Source organism: Algibacter lectus (genome assembly GCF_900112395.1).
GTDB classification, from domain to species: domain Bacteria; phylum Bacteroidota; class Bacteroidia; order Flavobacteriales; family Flavobacteriaceae; genus Algibacter; species Algibacter lectus.
Window position 1 is genome coordinate 255150 of record NZ_FOLN01000006.1, and the last position, 19567, is coordinate 274716.

A 19567-nucleotide genomic window follows, 5' to 3' on the forward strand; every position below is an offset into this window, starting at 1 on the left:
TGCTTATTGTTTTAATGTCCAATTTTCCCAAACAAACTCATATTGATAAGTTAAGTGATGGGTTTTAGATAATTCGGCTTGTATTTTTTTCATTCTTTCAGTTGCATTTGGGATAATAAAATCATGAAACTGAATTTGTAAATTTGTAAATAAAGGTAGCATGTTATGTGCTATTAATTCCTCTAACACTTCATATTCACCACCTTCAATATTTACTTTTATCAAATCTATATGGTCAATATTATTAGTTTTTATAAAATCTACAATAGATTTAAGCTGAATGGTTTCTGTTAGTTTAGATTTAATATATACTGAGGACGAATTGTCTGTTAAACTAATTTGCATGGTTTGATCTTGACCAGCTAAACCATACTGATACGCTTTAATTTTAGGGTTATCTGCAAATTGTTGCTTTATTATATTGTAAAACGATTGAATAGGCTCAAAAACATAAATAGTAGATTGATATTTATTGTAAATATCTGCAGCAAACTCACCTTTATAACCTCCTAAATCAAATACTATGGATATATTATTTAAAGAATAATCAAAGCGTAAGGTTTCATCTCCTTTTACAGCAAACCATGGTTTGCAACGTTCGTGCTGTAGTTGATTTTGTTGGTTTTGCAGGTCTATTTGTTTTTTAAAAAGAATATATCTTAGTTTTCTTTTAATTTTTTTAAACATGTAATATCTATTTAATTGTTATCACCTAAAAAATCACGCTCTAAAAAATTGTAGATTTGGTCTTTAGTAAGTCCTTTTTGTTTATAAATCCATTGTTTAAAACCTTTGTACTTAAACATTTTTTTAAATATTTTTTCCGAAACTACATATTTAATAGGACTTGCTTTAAGAGTTTTAATAGTTTGAAAATTGTTATACTGTTTATGTTCTGTTTTTAAATTTTCAAACTCTTTTTCTATCCATTGTTCTAATGCGTTTCCCATATGATACGCGTAATTATCATATGTCGCTAATTGATAACCTCCCATTTTAAGGATGGGTAAATCGTTGTAAAGATACTCGCTAGTTCCACCTAGTTTATAGTTACTATTGGTTAAAGGGATTTTATCAAACACCTCTTTTTTGTAAGTTCCCACAAAATGAGAATTACCAACTACAGCTTTAATTTTATTTTTACCTTCTAAAGTGGCAATAACATCTTTTAAATGTAGTTCTAAATCTGGCCAACCTACACTTTTTGCAAATTTGGTTAAGCCTTCCCGATTTTTTACTGGACTAAACTTTAATTTGTTTGAAAACAAATAATCCATCCAAATATTTCCTGTATGACGTAGTTGTGTTCTGTAGATTGGTACAGGACTAACCATTCCTGCTTTTGGAAAAGCCTCAAATGTTGCAATTACTTCTTTTTCCCAATCGTTTAAAAATAATACATCAGCGTCTGTAATAGTTATTAAACGCTCTTCTGCAGTGCGTAAAGCTTTTAATATACTATTTATTTTACCTATGGTTTCGGTTTCTATAATCAGCTCGTCAATATAATTATCTTCATATAATTTATATAGTTTTTCATTGACTATAGCTGTACTTCCATTTGATATAACAGAAATTTTTAAAGGTGAAATTGCTGTTTTTTGCACAGACAACAAACACATTTTAAATATCTTAAAAGCATCTTGATAATACCCTTCCTCATTTGGAATATATAAAGGAATAATTACACGATGCGAACAAGGTTGTAATTCTAGTGTTTTATTACGTACTATGTTTTCGCCTTTTCTCATCTATGTGTTATGATAAATCTATTTAAATAACCTAAGCCTAAATTTGATAGGACTTTAGCAATATATAATTTGATTTTTATAGCTTTTCTACTTCCCCAAACTATGGCATTTTTATTGGCAGCACCTATAATACTACCGATTACTATGTAATACGGTTTTATTATTTTTTTTATATAAGTGTTACTTTTATCTCTAGTTGTAAAAACAATTTTTTTTGAAAGTTTTTGAACCAAATATTTAGACATTAAGTCGCCATAGTTTTGCAAACCATCTTTTCTAAACTCTTTCCACCAGTGCAATCTAACTATCATTACTTAATTATTTTTTTTTAGAATAGTTTAAGAGAACGTATCCTTTACCAGAAATATAACTACATACTAAGGATATACAAAAAGACATAAATTTTAAAATTCTTTTATGCTTAAAAACAGCATATAATAAATTAGCTTTATGTGGAACATTCTTTTTTAAAACTGACAAATCATAAGCTCTACTCATTGCCATACTTAGCAAATAATTCAATTCTGTATTAGTCGCTTTTGACTCAATTTCAAAAAAAGTTATAAAGTAAACTAAATATTTATTTAGCGCATAATCACAAGCACTTTTGGATTGCTTTTGCTGTATTGAATTATTATGAACTCTACGTTTAGCCAAAACATTATTTAAAAAGAGTCCAACAAGATTTTGTTGTAAATACTTACAGAAAAAATTATACTCCTGACCTGATTTTAAAATTTCATTAAATCTTACATTTTCTAAAAAATCCCTTTTAGAAAAAAAATCTAAGGTACACCATACAATCTTTTGTGTTACAAAATTAACTGCATTAATTTGATGTAGATTGTTATCAACATTAAACATTGGCTTTTCGTTGTCTTTCAAATCAAAATCATTTGATTTTGAAAATAAAAAATCAGCATTCGACAACAAAATATGCTTGATTTTTAAATCGATAAAATGTATTGTCATAATATCATCATCGTCAAACCAGTTAATAAACTCTCCCTTACTTAACTCAAAACCGTAGTTCCTACATGCATTCGCTCCTTTTTTTCTATTGCATGGTCTTTTGTAATATTTAAAACGCTGGTCCTGTTCACAATAATTATTTACAATTACAGACGTATCGTCTATACTTCCATCGTCTACCACAATACACTCCCAATTAGTATAGGTTTGTGCTAAAATACTATCTAAAGTTTCACCAATTAGATGTGCTCTATTATAGGTTGGTATTATTATGGAAACTAGAGGTAAGGACATGGTTATGGATTTACGCTATCTGATAGAATTATATTCAATTGTTTAATATGTCTATTCATGGAAAAATTGGAAAGAATATTTTGTTTTCCATTATTTCCAAGCGTTTTAGCTAAATCAATGTCATCCAACAAACTAATCATAGCTTCAGTCATACCAGAAACATCATGCTCATGGACCAAGAGACCTGTTTTATTATTTATTATTACATCCGAGATACCTGCGTGATAAGTGGAGATTACGGGTAAACCAGCTACACTTGCTTCTAAAATGGATAAAGGTGTACCTTCCATATCTCCATTTAAAGCTGTAACAGAATGCTGTACATAAGCTAAACTTTCTTCTAATAACGTGGTATATTTTTGAGGAGTAACCACTCCTAATAACCTAATATTATCTTGTAAATTATAATAAGCTATTAAATTTTTACAAGTATTATATAACTCGCCACTTCCACCAATTAAAAGCTGTGCCTTTTTATGGGTTTTAATTACATCTTTAAATGCAAGAATTAAATAATAAGGCGCTTTTTTATCAGTAAACCTCCCTATTGAAATAAATTGTTTTTTAGAAAAAGTAGGTTGTACTTTTTCAAACAATGGATTAGGACCATACACGTTATAAAACAATTTGTCTTTAGGGCAACCTAAATCCAAAAGGTTATTAGACATTACTTGTGATACTGAAATTATTTTAGAGGCATATTTAAACACTTCTGAATAATTTTGACATTGTTCAATCACAAAATTAACACTTGCGTCGTACCCATGAAAATGAACTACAAACGGTATTTTAGACAGCTTTAAGACATCTAATATTTTAAATGCATGATTACCATATTCAACTAAAATAACATCTATTTTATTCTTGTTAAAAGAGTCTATTAGCTGTTTATTATTTATATAACTGTAAGGTTTTTTAAAAATAGACCTATATAATTTGTAAAATACTTTTTTTATTGGGTGACCTAATTTTTTTTCGGATTCTAGACAAACACCTCCTTTTTGACCATAGTAGTAATACACTTTGCCTTTCAAAAAGTTTTTATGAGCTTGTATAAAAGTTTCTGAATAAGGGTTTTGACTTGGAGAGAGTATAGCTATATTCATTTATTTAGTTTTTGCAATTCCATATAACCCAGTAATCATCTGTCCATCCACAAAATTTACATTTATATTTTTATCTAGTTTTATTAAATATTTAATAATAGGTTTTAAAATGTATGATAAAATTTTTCTTTTTTTCTGAGATATCTGACTTCTTCTTACCCATAATCCTAACATCTGAGCCATACTTGCATGCCAACCACCTGTAGCGTTAATTTGAATTGATGTAAATCCTGAATTTTCCAAATGTCTTTTTAGAGCGAAAGGTGTGTATCTATATTCGTCATGAGGGGTTTCGTGTAGATTCCATAAAAAAGGTACTGTAAAGAAAAATACGCCATCAGGCTTTAAAACGCGATTGACTTCTTTTAAAATGACTTCAGGATTTGGACAATGCTCTAAAACTTCAGTACCAAAAGCACAATCAAAACTATTGTCTTCAAAAGGCATTACTTGTCCATCCCATAAAAAGTCTGGCTTAATCTTTTGATCGTAAACTATTGCAGTATCTATATCTAAACCTACATACTTTGTAACTGCAGAGTTATCCAAAATATAATGCTTATAAGGCATTTTACCACAACCGATATCTAGCAAATCACCATTAAACATTGGTAAATGGTGATTTAAATATTTAAAAATAGAAGTCCTAATATAATATGTATCTAAATTATTATAAGTTAACTTAATATCTACAAAATCAGCCATTATATTAAAATGTCTTAACGATTAATCTTCCTGTATAATCTATTCGACTTAAAAAAACAGTTAAATTGTTTTCCTTAATATATTCATCTACTGCTTTTTTACTGCCTTTCCAGTGTCCATAATCGTCAATTATAACAATTCCTCCTTTGACTACTTTTGGGAAAAGTAATTCTAATTCAATTTTAGTAGATTCATACCAATCAGTATCTAGTCTTAAAATCGCAATTTTTTCAGGTTGCTTATCTTTTAATAAAGTATCTTCTACCTTACCTTTTATATAGGTTATTTTAGAAGTGGGATAATTAGACAAACACATTGTTTTCTTTACTTCTTCAAGACCTGAATAAGCCCAAACCCATGACGTTTTTTTATCTTCTTTATGAAGCCTATCTTTTGCTTTTCTACCTTGTAAATCTTGATCAACATCTGTTGGCTCACTCATACCTTCAAAAGTATCATATAACCACAATTGTTTATCCTCTTTTTTTAAACTATGCAATAACGATGCTACAGCTAATGTGCTTCCGCCTTTCCACACACCACATTCAACATAATCACCTTCTAAATCATTATCAACAACATACTTAACAGCATCTAAAAGAACCTTAATTCTTTCTGGAGATGTCATGGTATACGGTTTTACAGTATTTAAAATAGTAATATCTTGTTTGCTAAAGTCTGAATAAATATTGGTTTGCTCTGACAAACTCTCAACCTTCAATATCCTTTTTATTATAGACTTTAATCTATGATTTATTTTTTTAATCATTTACTGTTTATTAATTGACCAATCAGAATCTTCTATATATTTACATGTATTAGCTCTAAACTCAAACTCTCTGTAAATTTTAAACATTTCAATTTTAAAAGGACAAATATTTTCTATTATATCGTATCTATCTCCACCTGGAGGACCTGTAAAATATACTTTTAAAGAATACTCACCCATATATAATCTAGCTTTTGGAATTATACATTTAAGTTTCCAAATACCAGGTTCTCGACACATTTCTTTCTCAGAATCAAAAGTCCATAAATGAACAATTGGAGTTTCATGTTTATCTATAATTTGAAAACTTAATGAAGCTCCTTTTAAACTGAAAGGAATGTTCAAATCAAAACTAACCTCTAAAGGCTCTCCACAAATATGCACTTGACCTATATTACTAGTCTTTACAGATGCCTTAATTATATTCGGTTTGTCAGCTTTAGGTTTAGCTTCATAAATATACTCTGAATTAATAGTATTATTATTTAAATAAAAATCTATACTATCTGCAGTTTCTCCATCAAAAATTATATTTCCTTTATCTAGAACGATACAACGTTGTGTTAAACTTGATATGGATTGCATATTATGACTGACAAACAAAACTGTTCGTCCATCACCACGACTAATATCCTGCATTTTACCAATAGCCTTTTTTTGGAACTCGGCATCACCAACCGCTAACACCTCATCAATCACCAAAATCTCTGGTTCTAAAAATGCTGCTACTGCAAACGCTAATCGTACAGTCATACCAGAGCTATAACGTTTAACTGGAGTATCTATATAACGCTGACAACCTGAAAACTCAATAATTTCATCAATTTTAGACGAAATTTCTTTTTTAGTCATTCCTAAAATAGCACCATTAAGATAGACGTTTTCACGTCCAGTCATTTCGCCATGAAATCCTGTACCTACTTCTAACAAAGACGCAATACGTCCTCTAGTTTTTATCTCTCCTGTTGTTGGTCCTGTAACCTTAGATAAAATTTTAAGCAAAGTTGATTTACCTGCGCCATTTTTCCCTATAATTCCTAAAACCTCACCACGTTCAACTTCAAAATTAATATCCTGTAAAGCCCATACATATTCTGACTGTCCTTTAGTACTACGATCATTACTCTCGCCTACTTTTAAATAGGGATCTGCTTTACCTCGTACTTTATGCCACCATCTATTTAAATCGTGACTGATGGTTCCTGTTCCGACTAATCCTAAACGGTATTGTTTAGAGATGTGTTCTGCTTTTAAAATAATGTCTTTTTCTTCCATATTAAACAGTATCTATAAAAGACTTTTCGGTTTTATTAAATATAACTAGTCCTATTAAAAACAAGATAACACTTATAACACCTGCGTAAATAAAATTACTAAACGCAAAACTTCCAACGCCCAAAGTCATCTGTCTAAATAACTCTATAATGGTTGTCATTGGGTTATAGGCTACTAACCATGAATATTCTGGCAATTTCTCTTTAAAATACGATAAGGGATACATCACTGCAGAACCATACATTAATAATTGTACTCCAAAACCTACCAAAAAGGTTAAATCACGATATTTAGTGGTCATTGAAGATATAATCATCCCTAAACCTAACCCTAATAAACCCATAAATAAAATTAGTATGGGTAATAGTATAATAGTCAGTTGTGGTAAGGCATTACTGGCTGCATCTGTAAAAAACACAAAGTAGATATAAAACGTAATAAAGACTAATAGCTGAATTCCGAATTTTATAAGATTAGAAAATACAATGGATAATGGTGTGATGACTCTAGGAAAGTACACCTTACCAAATATCCCTTGATTAGCCTTAAATGTATCACTAGTACCTGTTAAGCAAGAGCTAAAATAGTTCCAAGAGGTGATACCTGCTAAATTAAATAAAAAGGAAGGAATCCCATTACCTGTAGGTATAGCTGCTAGATTGTTAAATATTAGTGTGAAAATTACTGAGGTAAATAAGGGTTGTATAAAATACCATAAAGGCCCTAATATGGTTTGTTTATACTGTGTGATGATATCACGTTTTACAAATAAAAACAATAAATCACGATACCTCCATATCTCTTTAAAATTAAGATTAATCAATTTTTTTTTAGGTGATATGGTGTATAACCAATCAGATTTAATAGGTTTACTTTCCAAATTTATATTTTATTATTTATTTAAAAGGATTAAAAAAACTAATTAGACTTTCAATAAAAGACACTTTGGTTTTAACTTCTTCATGATAACCATTCGCATAGTTACCATAACCGTATCCATAACCATAGCCGTATCCATATTTCCCTTTTTGATCGTAACCATTATATAAAAAACTGATATTTTTAACTTCGCCTTTCTTATACTTATCATTGATTAAAGTCAGCATCTCTTTTTTGGAATAATCCTGTCTAACAACATACAAGGATGCATCCGAATACCTCAATAACTCTATGGCATCTGCAACCAAACCAACCGGAGGTGTATCTAAAATAATATAATCATATTTCGATTTAAGTTCCTCCATTAAAGCCGTCATCTTTTTACTTATTAAAAGCTCTGATGGATTCGGAGGTATAGGTCCAGAAGTGATAACATCCAAATTCTCAACCTTAGTAGCCTGAGTAACCTCCTTTAAATTTTTCTGACCTATCAAATAATTTACAGCACCAATATCATTTTGAATATTAAAATCTCCAAAAATTTTAGGCTTGCGCAAATCTAATCCCACTAAAACGGTTTTCTTTCCACTTAAAGCAAATACCGTTGCAATATTAATAGAACAAAACGTTTTACCCTCACCACTTACAGACGAGGTAATCATAACTGTTTTTGTACTATCGGCATCATGTTGCTTATACATATACTGCAAACTCGACCGAATAGCCCGAAATGATTCTGCTACAGATGATTTAGGTTTTCTATGAACTGCCAAATTATTATCTAGAACATTCTTACCAACTACACCTAATAAGGGTATAACACTTAGCCCCTCCAAAGATTGCGGTGAATGAATTTTTGTATCGAAAAATGTAACTAAAAAAGCTAACAATAAAGGTGGCAAAATGCCTCCAAACAAAGCAAACATATACCGAGAACTTAATTTCAAATCTATAGGTTGAGCACCTGTGTTTTTTGCTGAATCAATCCATAATATATCAGAGACGGTTGCAGATTTGATAATATCTGCTTCACCACGTTTAGATAAAAACAAATTATAAGTTTTTTCATTTAGTAAATATTGGCGCTCTATATCCAACAAATTTTGCTGATCTCTCGGTAATCTACTAAATTGTTCCTTGACTGATAATATTTTAGAATTAATACTGTTAAAATCTCTATTAATACCGTTAGTAGTGGAACTAATATTTTCTAACAACACCAACTTGATACTTTCTATTTGACTGTTTAAATCGTCAAAAATCGATGCTCCAGGTTTAACTGTTGCTTCGTATTTCGCTTTCTGAACAGATAAAGAGTTAATTTTAGATATATTAGATAAAATATTTCCATCATCAATACCTGCAACAGAAGGAGCGGGTAAATCTGTAAAACTTTGACTAGTTTGTAAATAAGACTTTAGGCTTGAGTAATATTCCTTTTTTCGATTAATCTCATCACGTTGTAATTCAAGATCAGCTAATTTAGATGAAAGTAATTCACTTTCCTGATCAAGGCTATAAATTCCATTTTTAGAACGATAAGCATTTAAAGCATCTGCATTGCCTGTTAAAGAATCTTTGACACGACTCAATTGACTATCAATAAATTTAATAGTATTCGTAACAAATTGATTTTTTCGAGCCAACTGTTCTTTAGTAACCACACGAACCGTTTCGTTAAGGTAGTCCTCGATTTTCTTAGTATTATTATCTACCATACTAAGGTTTATTATCGCAGAATTCCGAGGATTATTGACTGCTAACCGACCACGATATTGCGCTACGACAGCATCAAAGTTACTAAACTGCAAAAAATAAGAATCTCCAGGTTTCACGAATTCATCCTCTAGCAAATCTATTCTGCCTTTTAAATATGGTAGATCAATTACCTCTCCTAATCTAAAATGTTTTGTAATCACACCAATAGGCACTGCTATTGTTTTAACTTTAAAATCAGAATACTTTTGAGCATAGGCTACATCAGATTCAAAATTAAGCTCTAGTTCTGCTTGATTATTCCCTAAAAAAGTGATTTTTGCAGGAATATTGATTAATTGAAAAGCTGATGTATCTATTACAAATTTAAATGGAACCTGTTTATATACATCATCTTTCCTAAACCTAGACTGTTTTAAATACGTAACATAAAATTGAAGATTACTAACCACTTGCTCATGTAAACTTCTTGATTGTAAAGTATTTATTAAAGTTTGTACTTTTCCTGAAACCCCTCCGTAATTAAAGGTTAAGTTTGTGCTAGAAGTAAACAATGGATTTTTATCATCTTCTATCGATATCTTTGTTGATAACCTGTAAGACTGCTGTTTTCTAATATTCTGTTGATAAACAACAAAAACACCTATACCAACACATAAAATAAAAAGCTTCCAATAGCTAAGTGCCTTAAATAAAAACGCCTTTATATCAAATGCTGGAGTAGAGTCTAAATCATCAAATTCTTCTTTCATATTTCCGAATTAAAGATTTTTAGCTAAGAAATAAGTTGATATCACTACAGAAAAAATACTCGCTATTGTTGTTAAAGTTTGTGTAGCTGTTTGGCCTGCTCCTAAAGATTTACGTTTTAAAGGTTTAACCAATATCATATCGTTAGGCTGTATATAATAGAATGGAGATTTCATAGCCGCTATATCTGTTAAATCAATATGATGAATTTTCTGTCCATCAGGGTATTGCCTTATAACTAATATATCCTTTCGATCTCCAGTATCAAGAATATCCCCAGCATTTGCCAAAGCTTCAATTATATTCACTCTATCTTGAAACAAAGTCAATACACCTCCACCTCCAACTTCACCGGTAACTGTATAACGTAATCCAGCCAATTTTACTGTAACAAAAATTTTAGAAACATCTTTTAGATACTTATCTAACAATGCTTTTTTAACTTCATCTTCAATTTCGTCAGTAGTATATCCCAAAACATTGATTTTATCCAAAATAGGAAATTCAATATTCCCATGTAAATCTACCGTAAATCCACTAAAATATAAATTTTGAGAACTTCCTACACTACCACTTTGTTCTGTAGGCTGAAAGATTTCAACCAACTCTTTTAATTCGCTATCTGAAGATTTTATATTAACACTCAAAATATCATTAATCTGCACCCTATAAGGCTTAGCCAATGCTTGTATTTGCAAAGAATCACTAATTACGGTTCCTTTATCTTGTAAATAGACAACGTCTTTATTTGTGATACAAGAAGTACTTACTAACGTAATTGCGAAAAGAGTAAAAAAAGCAAATTGTTTTAACATATAGGCTAATAGATTAACCACAAATATAACTTTTCACCGTGAAGAATAAAACTTATACCCTTTTTTTTGGTTTTTTAGACGTTCTTTGTAAAAAAACAAATAGACTTGAATTATTTAACAGTAGAAAACATATCGAAATCTTACGGAGAACTTACACTTTTTGAAAACGTTTCTTTCAGTGTCCACAAAGATCAAAAAATAGCTTTCGTGGCTAAAAATGGTACGGGTAAAACCTCTATTTTAAATATTCTTTCAGGAGATGACGAACCAGGTTCTGGTAGCGTAACTTTCCGAAAAGGTATTGCCGTTTCTTTTTTATCACAAGACCCTAAGTTTGATAAAAACTTAACAATTGAAGAAACTATTTTCGCTAGTGAAAACCCAATTTTAAAAGTGATTTCGAATTATGAAAAAGCACTTTTAAACCCAGACGACACAGACGCTTATCAAGTCGCTTTTGATGCTATGGAACGCCATGAAGCATGGGATTTTGAAACCCTATACAAGCAAATACTTTTTAAACTTAAATTAGAAGATTTATCTCAAAAAGTAAGCGTGCTTTCTGGTGGACAAATAAAACGTTTAGCACTAGCAAATGCATTAATTAATAAACCGGATTTACTAATTTTAGATGAACCAACAAATCATTTAGATTTAGAAATGATTGAGTGGTTAGAATCCTTTTTTGCTAAAGAAAATATTACACTTTTTATGGTAACGCACGACAGGTATTTCCTTGAACGTGTTTGTAATGAAATTGTAGAACTAGACGAAGGTCAGATTTTTAATTACAAAGGAAACTACTCATATTACCTAGAAAAAAGAGAAGCACGTATAGAAAATGATGCCATAGAAACCAACAAAGCTAAACAACTTTTCAAAAAAGAGCTTACTTGGATGCGTCGTCAACCAAAAGCACGTACTACAAAATCAAAATCTAGAATTAATGATTTTGCAGATATAAAACACCGTGCACACCAACGCCGTAACGATCACGAAGTTCAATTAGAACTAAACATGGAACGTTTGGGTAGTAAAATTTTAGAATTTCATAAAGTATCAAAAAGCTTTAAAGACAAAACAATTCTAGACAACTTTAACTACATGTTTCAAAAAGGAGAACGTGTCGGTATTATCGGAAAAAACGGAACAGGAAAAACAACATTTCTAAATATATTAACCCAAACAGCGCAGCCCGACTCTGGTAAAGTTACCAAAGGTGAAACTGTAAAATTTGGTTATTATACTCAAAGCGGAATTACCATAAAACCAGAACAAAAAGTTATAGACGTTATTCGTGAGTTTGGAGATTACATTCCGTTAAAAAAAGGAAAACAAATTTCTGCACAACAACTTTTAGAACGCTTTTTATTCAGTAGAAAAAAACAATACGATTTTGTTGAAAAACTAAGTGGTGGCGAGCGTAAACGCTTGTACTTATGCACCATTTTAATTCAAAACCCAAACTTTTTAATACTAGATGAGCCTACCAACGATTTAGACATTGTAACACTAAACGTACTAGAAAGTTTCCTTTTAGATTTTCCCGGTTGCGTAATTGTAGTAACTCACGATAGGTACTTTATGGACAAAGTAATCGATCACTTATTTGTTTTTAAAGGCGAAGGTGAAATTGAAGATTTCCCAGGGAATTACACCGATTACCGGATTTACGAGGACAGTCAAGATGTTATTTCCGCAGCTGATTCCGAGGATAAAAAAGAAAAAAATGCTTGGAAGAAAACGGATGCAAAAAAACTCTCTTACAACGAAGAAAAGGAGTTAAATAACATTGAAAGCAAAATAAAGTCTTTAACGTTTGATAAAAAGGAATTAGAATCAAAATTTAACAATCCAGATTTAACACCTGACCAAATAAACACACTTTCCGGAAAACTTCAAGTTATTATTGATACCATAGAAGAAAAAGAAGAACGTTGGTTAGAACTTTCAGCAAAGCTGGACGATTAACAACCACATTCAACTATATATTCCCATAAGCTCAATAAACTTGTGGGAATTAAATATTAGTGTTTTTTAAACGCTTTAACACCAGCCTCTACTCGGGTTTTTAAATAATTAACACGAGGTACAACCGGGCAAGAAAAACGCTCATTATAAGCGCAATATGGATTATAGGCGCTATTAAAATCTATAACTACGGTATTAGAGTCTGGGATTTTCATGTCGAGATAACGACCGCCACCATAACTTTCCAAACCATTAGTTTCATCCAAAAAAGGAAGAAAAAGATAATCTTCAAAACCTTCTTTAGTCATTAATTCCTGTCCTTGATAAACATTTAAACTAAACGTTTCTCCTTTCAATTCAAAAGTCAAAACGCCATAAACACGCTCTTTAGAAACACGGTCTGTTGTAGTTTTCATATTAAACCATTCGGCATTTTCAACACGTTTAAATTGAGCTGTAACAACATAAGTAGAATCAAATTTAAAAAACTCTAAACTTTCAAACACCTTTCTGTCTTTGTCTTTTAGTGGTGATGTAGAAGCATCTTTATACTCTGCATTTATTGTTTTTTGGAATTCCGTTTCCCCTAAAATGGGACGTTTATTTTGCCCGCAACTAAAAACAGACATTAAAACTACAGCCATTAACATTAAATTCTTCATTGTTTTTATGGATTAAAAGATGGGTTTATATTGGTATTATAAGATTGCATTAAACTGTTAGAAAATTCGCCAAAAGCATCTTCATCTGCTAGAGATTTAATTTTTTCCGGGTCAAAATTCCCTTGTAAATAATAAGCTATTGTTTCGTTTTCTGTACTATTAAAGATAATAGCATCGGTTACCACTACGCCTAATTCTTTTACTGAAATTATACGCGTATTAACCACATCATTCTTTCTAAAAACATCAGTATAACCACTATTAGTTACGGCATTAATTTCAGCAATTAAACTCTCGCGTTTAAACTTACTAAGCGCATCAAACTTTATAAATTTCAAGTCTGATATATTACCGATAGCATGTTTTACTTCAGGTGAAATTTGACTTAAAACTGCTTTCATAAAATTAGGAACTTGAAAAGATGTGGTTCCCATATCGGCTTTATGATTGTTATAAAACCCTTGAAAACTACTACCACAAGATACCAGTAAAAAGCACAAACTTAAACCTATGTATATTTTCTTCATTTTTAAATTATTTCATTTCAAAAATACAACTTAAGAAAATTTTAAATACATTTAACCAAATAAATTATCAATAATGCAAAGTAACGTCACTATTTATAGAAAGTTATGGACCTCTCGCTATAAGAGAATAGGTTGGGCTTGCTCTATGTTGTGATGATATAAACATATATTATTTTCAGTATTTTAAAAGTCCGACTTCGCAGTCGGACTTTTTTATTTTCCAAAATTTCAAATTCAATCAAAATTATATTTTCAAAAAGTTGCTCTAACTAAGCAATAAAAATCAATAAAAATGAAAACGCTATTTAACAACTACATCAACACATTTAAAGGCTTATCTCACGAAGTATGGTGGCTCGCTCTTATTACTTTAATAAATAGAGCTGGCACCATGGTTATACCGTTTTTATCGCTTTATCTCACCGAAAATCTAGATTTCACTTTAAAAGATGTTGGATGGATTATGAGTGCCTTTGGCCTTGGTTCTGTGGTTGGATCTTGGCTTGGCGGACAATTAACCGATAAAATTGGTTACTACAAAGTTATGGTTAGAAGTTTAATTTCAACCGGCGTTTTATTTATTGCGCTTCAATTTCTAAACACCTTTGCAAGCTTTTGCTTTGGTATATTTCTAGTTATGCTCGTTGCCGATATGTTTCGTCCGGCCATGTTTGTCGCACTTAGCGCATACAGCAAACCTGAGAACAAAACGCGATCGGTAACCTTAATTAGACTTGCTATAAACCTTGGTTTTTCTGTAGGCCCAGCAGTTGGCGGTATTATAATTACAACTCTAAGTTATGGTGGGTTATTTTGGGTCGATGGTATAACTTGTATTTTAGCAACAGGTTTACTTATTAAAGTTTTACACCCTAAAAAAGCTAGAGTCTTAGATACAGTAAAAAATGAAAACCCAAGCTCTGCATATCATGACAAAGCATTTTTAATATTCTTAGTTGCTATGGTATTATTTGGCATTGTATTTTTACAGTATTTTTCTACTATGCCCTTATACTACAAAGATATCCATCGCTTAACAGAATTTGATATTGGAATTCTTTTGGGTATGAATGGTTTTGCTATTTTCCTATTGGAAATGCCATTAATAAAATGGTTAGAGAGTACCAATTTCACAAAATCGGGTCTCATGATTTTCGGCACCATATTGCTTGGTATAAGCATCTTGGTTTTAAACCTAACCTCATGGACTGGCGTATTAATAATTGGTATGTTATTTATGAGTTTAGGTGAAATGATCACGTTTCCTTTCTCGAATGCTTTTGCCCTAGATCGTGCAAAAAAAGGAAATCAAGGTGAATATATGGCACTCTATTCCATAGCATTTTCAATTGCCCATATTTTTGCACACAATGCAGGTATGCACATGGTTGACGATCTAGGTTTTAATAATACTTGGTACATTTTTACAATGTTAGCAGGCTTTTGCGTACTTTTATTATTCTCTTTAAGTCGATATTTAAATACACAGAAAAAGAAAAGACTAGCATGAACTTAAACCAAATAACGATACCTTCTACTAATGTTGAAAAAGCAGTAGAGTTTTACACTATTTTGGGATTGAAGCTTATTGTAGATTCCATTCCAAGATATGTACGTTTTGAATGTCTAGATGGTGATGCGACGTTTTCAATACATCGAGTAGAAAAATTACCTGAAGGAAACGGTATCACTGTTTATTTTGAAGATGAAAATCTAGATGATTGGGTTGAACAACTTATGACGAAAGGCATTATTTTCACTGAATTACCAAACGATAAACCTTGGCTTTGGCGTGAAGCACATTTGAAAGATCCTGATGACAATAATATTATTTTATTCTATGCTGGAGAAAACAGAAAAAATCCGGCTTGGCGTATACCTTCCGAAGTGTAAATTGCAACATTTAAATCGGCTTAATTCCCTTTTGTTTAACAACACGAGACAGTACAATTTGTGTTTTAGTTTCACCATAACTTATCAATTGATCAATGAAAACTTCTAAATGTTTATGGTTTTTTAATACCACTTCCATTACAATGTTTTCGTCGCCCGTAATACGGTAGCAATTCACTACTTCATCATACGTTTTCACCTTATCTAAAAAAGGCTTTAATTTCCCCATAAAAGCACGGAGTGTAATAATGGCTTTTAGCTGATATCCTAATTCAAAAGGAGACACTATGGCTTTATATTCTTCAATAATCCCTAAGTCTTCCATTTTTTTAATACGTTCGGAAACTGCTGGCGAAGTAATCCCAACTTGCCTACCTATTTCCGCATTAGACATACGTGCATTTTGCTGTAAACACTTTAAAATCTTTATATTAAGCGCATCTAACTTCATTTAAAAGAATTTTAACTATAATAAATTAATATTTAAAGCAAATATACATTTTAACTTTAAAATCTAAAGACAAATATAATTTCTTGTTGCTAAATTTGATAAAATTGCTGAAGAGAAAAAATAATGAATTCTAATACCCCATCAAATCTATCGGAATTACCGGTTTATAAAAAAGCCATCGAGATTTTATCTTTATCTCAACGTATTTCTATGTATTTAAGTCACGATTTATCGGGTTTAAAAGCCGATGGAACAGAAGATGCCGATATTTATTTTTCAGGAGATATTGTTCAGCAATCTGTATCACTTGTTCCCGAAATTGTAAATGTAGAATTAGAGCGTTATTCTGAAAGAAAGTATAAACATATTGCATCTTTAAGACGATTAACAAATATGCTTTATAAAAACTCGTACCGCTTAGAAAAATCTAATAGTAACGGGAAAGACTTTTTACCTATTCTACGTAGTGAGTTAAAGAAATTTAAGAAACTTCAACGCAGTTGGTTGCTTACTTTGTAATTATTTGCTTTTTATATTTTTAGTTCACACAGACATCATTATATTTACGCCCGATTTAAAACCTCAAATGCGCACGTGGCGGAATTGGTAGACGCGCTGGCTTGAGGGGCCAGTATCCGTTTTAGGATGTGGAAGTTCGAATCTTCTCGTGCGCACTATATTACTCTCTACCTAAATAGTTAACTCACTACATGAGTTGGTTTTCCTTCTAAAAAAGCTCCTATATTATCTGCCGTGGTTTGCATTAATCTTGCTCTAGCCTCTTTTGATGCCCAAGCAATATGTGGCGTAATAATACAATTTTTAGCTTCTAACAAAGGGTTATCTGCTTTTATAGGCTCACTAGAAACAACATCTACAGCCGCTCCGGCTAGTTTATTGTTATTAAGAGCATTTTTTAAATCTTCTTCTACAATTAAACCACCTCGCGATGTATTTATCAAGAACGCGCTATCCTTCATTTTTGAAATAGAATCCGAATTTATCAATCCTTCTGTGCTTTCAGTTAATGGGCAATGCAAACTCACAAAATCTGATTGTTTAAGAAGTTCATTTAATTCAACATATTTTAAAGTTTCCGATTCTAATCGTAAATCCTGACTTCGGTTATAAGCCAAAATATTTAATCCAAAAGCTTGCGCCATTTTTGCTGTAGCCTGCCCTATTCTTCCAAAACCTATTATACCTAAGGTTTTACCTGAAAGTTCTATAAGTGGTGAATTCCAAAAACAAAAATCTTTAGACTTTGTCCAATCGCCATTTTTAACGGCTTTGCTATGGTCACCTACATGATGGCACAATTCTAAAATAAGCGCCATAGTAAACTGCCCCACGGCCTGTGTACCATAAACAGGAACATTAGACACCACGATACCTAAATCTTTAGCTGCTATAATATCAATAACATTATATCCTGTTGCCAAAACACTAATATATTTAAGGTTTGGAGCTTTCTCTAAAACCGCTTTTGGTAAAGGTGTTTTATTGGTGAGTACCATTTCAGCTTCACCTATATGTTTAATAATAGTATCGTGATCAAAAGCTGTTCTATCATGCACTTCTAAATCGCCAAAGGCCTCAACTGCTTTCCAACTTAAATCTCCTGGGTTTAATGTGTAACCGTCTAGAACTACTATTTTCATATCTTTTTGCTGTTATTTCTTTTCAAAAATCATTCAACTATAAAACTATAAGAAAATTACAATAACAGCAACTATTTCAAAATATATCACAAAAAAAAGAGTAACGCCTAAACGTTACTCTTTTTAATATATAATGTAGTAAAAGCTTAAGCCAATACTTCTTGTACTTTATCTGCAGCTTCTTGAAATTCTGTAGCACTCATTACTGCCAATCCAGAATTATCAATTAATTCTTTTGCAATATCAGCATTGGTACCTTGTAAACGTACAATAATTGGCACGTTAATAGTTCCCATGTTTTTATAAGCATCAATAACACCTTGAGCAACACGATCACAACGAACAATACCACCAAAAATGTTAATTAAAATAGCTTTTACTGCTGGATCTTTTAATATAATTTTAAATGCTGCTTCAACACGTGCTGCATCTGCAGTACCACCAACATCTAAAAAGTTAGCTGGCTCACCACCTGCTTGCTTAATTAAATCCATAGTTGCCATTGCTAAACCAGCACCATTTACCATACAACCAACGTTACCGTCTAAGTCTACATAGTTAAGGCCAAGCTCTCCAGCTTCTACTTCAATAGCACTTTCTTCACGTACATCACGTAAAGCTAAGTAATCTTTATGTCTGTAAAGTGCATTATCATCGATAGTCACTTTAGCATCAACTGCCATTATCAAGTTATCACTTGTTTTTAAAACAGGATTAATTTCAAATAATGAAGAATCAGATTTTACGTAAGCTGTATAAAGATTAGTGATAAACTTTGTCATTTCTTTAAACGCTAAACCAGATAACCCTAAGTTAAATGCTACGCGTCTTGCTTGAAATGGTAATAAACCTGTATTTGGATCTATTTCTTCAGTAAAAATTAAATGTGGAGTTTCTTCAGCAACCGTCTCAATATCCATCCCACCTTCAGTAGAATACATAATCATGTTACGACCTGTACCTCTATTTAATAAAACAGATACATAAAACTCACTTGTTTCAGTTTCACCTGGATAGTAAACATCTTCAGCAACTAAAACCTGGTGTACTCTTTTACCAGCAGCAGACGTTTGAGGTGTTACTAAGTCCATCCCAATAATTTGTCCTGCAATGTCTTCAACTTCTTGAAGGTTTTTGGCTAATTTTACTCCGCCACCTTTTCCACGACCACCTGCATGAACCTGTGCTTTAATCACGTGCCAGCCTGTTCCCGTTTCCTCAGTTAATTGTTTTGCGGCAGCAACTGCCTCCTGTGCATTTTGAGCAACCATACCACGTTGGATACGTACACCAAAACTGCTTAATATTTCTTTACCTTGATATTCGTGTAAATTCATAATCTGCTTGATAATTTTAAGTGCAACAAATGT

20 protein-coding genes and 1 tRNA gene are annotated in these 19567 nt (G+C 31.5%); 5 read left to right on the forward strand and 16 right to left on the reverse strand.

The genetic code is table 11. From position 1 onward, the window contains the following. Positions 1 to 3 precede the first annotated feature (3 nt). The 11 genes from BM246_RS12485 to BM246_RS12535 form a co-directional block, all read right to left on the reverse strand. Complete coding sequence (locus BM246_RS12485; RefSeq protein ID WP_074938301.1) at positions 4 to 687, reverse strand: FkbM family methyltransferase; 684 nt, start codon at positions 685 to 687, stop codon at positions 4 to 6. Between the two features lie 11 nt (positions 688 to 698). Further along, positions 699 to 1751 (reverse strand): glycosyltransferase, encoded by a 1053-nt coding sequence (locus tag BM246_RS12490; RefSeq protein ID WP_074938304.1) that lies wholly within the window; start codon positions 1749 to 1751, stop codon positions 699 to 701. Further along, positions 1748 to 2062, reverse strand: coding sequence for a hypothetical protein (locus BM246_RS12495; protein WP_074938307.1), 315 nt, complete (start codon positions 2060 to 2062; stop codon positions 1748 to 1750). The genes BM246_RS12490 and BM246_RS12495 overlap by 4 nt, the downstream gene beginning before the upstream one ends. Before the next feature lie 7 nt (positions 2063 to 2069). After that, positions 2070 to 3017, reverse strand: coding sequence for a glycosyltransferase family 2 protein (locus BM246_RS12500; RefSeq protein WP_074938310.1), 948 nt, complete (start codon positions 3015 to 3017; stop codon positions 2070 to 2072). A gap of 2 nt (positions 3018 to 3019) precedes the next feature. Next, positions 3020 to 4123 (reverse strand): glycosyltransferase family 4 protein, encoded by a 1104-nt coding sequence (locus BM246_RS12505; protein WP_074938313.1) that lies wholly within the window; start codon positions 4121 to 4123, stop codon positions 3020 to 3022. Further along, complete coding sequence (locus tag BM246_RS12510) at positions 4124 to 4828, reverse strand: class I SAM-dependent methyltransferase (RefSeq protein WP_074938316.1); 705 nt, start codon at positions 4826 to 4828, stop codon at positions 4124 to 4126. It abuts the gene before it with no gap. 4 nt (positions 4829 to 4832) lie between these two features. Further along, a complete protein-coding gene (locus tag BM246_RS12515) occupies positions 4833 to 5597 on the reverse strand; it encodes a TylF/MycF/NovP-related O-methyltransferase (protein ID WP_042503265.1) in 765 nt (254 codons plus the stop codon). Then, positions 5598 to 6872: an ABC transporter ATP-binding protein gene (locus BM246_RS12520; protein ID WP_074938318.1), complete on the reverse strand. Its 1275-nt coding sequence runs from the start codon at positions 6870 to 6872 to the stop codon at positions 5598 to 5600. A gap of 1 nt (position 6873) precedes the next feature. Then, positions 6874 to 7695, reverse strand: a complete 822-nt coding sequence (locus BM246_RS12525; RefSeq protein WP_231961856.1) for an ABC transporter permease — start codon at positions 7693 to 7695, stop codon at positions 6874 to 6876. 73 nt (positions 7696 to 7768) lie between these two features. Next, positions 7769 to 10219: an exopolysaccharide transport family protein gene (locus BM246_RS12530; RefSeq protein WP_074938321.1), complete on the reverse strand. Its 2451-nt coding sequence runs from the start codon at positions 10217 to 10219 to the stop codon at positions 7769 to 7771. Between the two features lie 9 nt (positions 10220 to 10228). Then, complete coding sequence (locus BM246_RS12535) at positions 10229 to 11032, reverse strand: polysaccharide biosynthesis/export family protein (protein ID WP_042503273.1); 804 nt, start codon at positions 11030 to 11032, stop codon at positions 10229 to 10231. A 105-nt stretch (positions 11033 to 11137) separates the two neighbouring features. On the opposite strand from BM246_RS12535, the gene BM246_RS12540 reads away from it, so the two are divergent. Next, entirely contained in the window at positions 11138 to 13003 is a 1866-nt protein-coding gene (locus BM246_RS12540) for an ABC-F family ATP-binding cassette domain-containing protein (protein ID WP_042500199.1), read from the forward strand. Between the two features lie 56 nt (positions 13004 to 13059). Here BM246_RS12540 and BM246_RS12545 read toward each other — a convergent pair whose 3' ends face one another. Both BM246_RS12545 and BM246_RS12550 read right to left on the reverse strand, forming a co-directional pair. Continuing rightward, a complete protein-coding gene (locus BM246_RS12545) occupies positions 13060 to 13665 on the reverse strand; it encodes a DUF1684 domain-containing protein (protein WP_074938324.1) in 606 nt (201 codons plus the stop codon). A 5-nt stretch (positions 13666 to 13670) separates the two neighbouring features. Further along, positions 13671 to 14192 (reverse strand): DUF4252 domain-containing protein, encoded by a 522-nt coding sequence (locus BM246_RS12550; RefSeq protein WP_074938327.1) that lies wholly within the window; start codon positions 14190 to 14192, stop codon positions 13671 to 13673. A gap of 292 nt (positions 14193 to 14484) precedes the next feature. Between BM246_RS12550 and BM246_RS12555 the strand changes: the two genes are divergently transcribed. Beyond that, positions 14485 to 15702, forward strand: a complete 1218-nt coding sequence (locus tag BM246_RS12555) for an MDR family MFS transporter (RefSeq protein ID WP_074938330.1) — start codon at positions 14485 to 14487, stop codon at positions 15700 to 15702. Further along, positions 15699 to 16085 (forward strand): VOC family protein, encoded by a 387-nt coding sequence (locus BM246_RS12560; protein ID WP_074938333.1) that lies wholly within the window; start codon positions 15699 to 15701, stop codon positions 16083 to 16085. The genes BM246_RS12555 and BM246_RS12560 overlap by 4 nt, the downstream gene beginning before the upstream one ends. A 10-nt stretch (positions 16086 to 16095) precedes the next feature. On the opposite strand, the gene BM246_RS12565 is transcribed toward BM246_RS12560, so the two are convergent. Next, a complete protein-coding gene (locus BM246_RS12565) occupies positions 16096 to 16536 on the reverse strand; it encodes an Lrp/AsnC family transcriptional regulator (protein ID WP_074938334.1) in 441 nt (146 codons plus the stop codon). A gap of 123 nt (positions 16537 to 16659) precedes the next feature. On the opposite strand from BM246_RS12565, the gene BM246_RS12570 reads away from it, so the two are divergent. Next, entirely contained in the window at positions 16660 to 17055 is a 396-nt protein-coding gene (locus BM246_RS12570; RefSeq protein ID WP_042503288.1) for a hypothetical protein, read from the forward strand. 69 nt (positions 17056 to 17124) lie between these two features. Beyond that, a tRNA-Leu gene (locus BM246_RS12575) sits at positions 17125 to 17210 on the forward strand. 24 nt (positions 17211 to 17234) lie between these two features. Here the strand turns inward: BM246_RS12575 and BM246_RS12580 are convergent. Both BM246_RS12580 and sucC read right to left on the reverse strand, forming a co-directional pair. Then, positions 17235 to 18197: a D-2-hydroxyacid dehydrogenase gene (locus BM246_RS12580; RefSeq protein ID WP_074938337.1), complete on the reverse strand. Its 963-nt coding sequence runs from the start codon at positions 18195 to 18197 to the stop codon at positions 17235 to 17237. A 146-nt stretch (positions 18198 to 18343) separates the two neighbouring features. Beyond that, the gene (sucC, locus tag BM246_RS12585) at positions 18344 to 19534 is read right to left on the reverse strand and encodes an ADP-forming succinate--CoA ligase subunit beta (RefSeq protein WP_042500186.1); all 1191 of its coding nucleotides are present in this window, start codon (positions 19532 to 19534) and stop codon (positions 18344 to 18346) included. Positions 19535 to 19567: the final 33 nt, after the last annotated feature.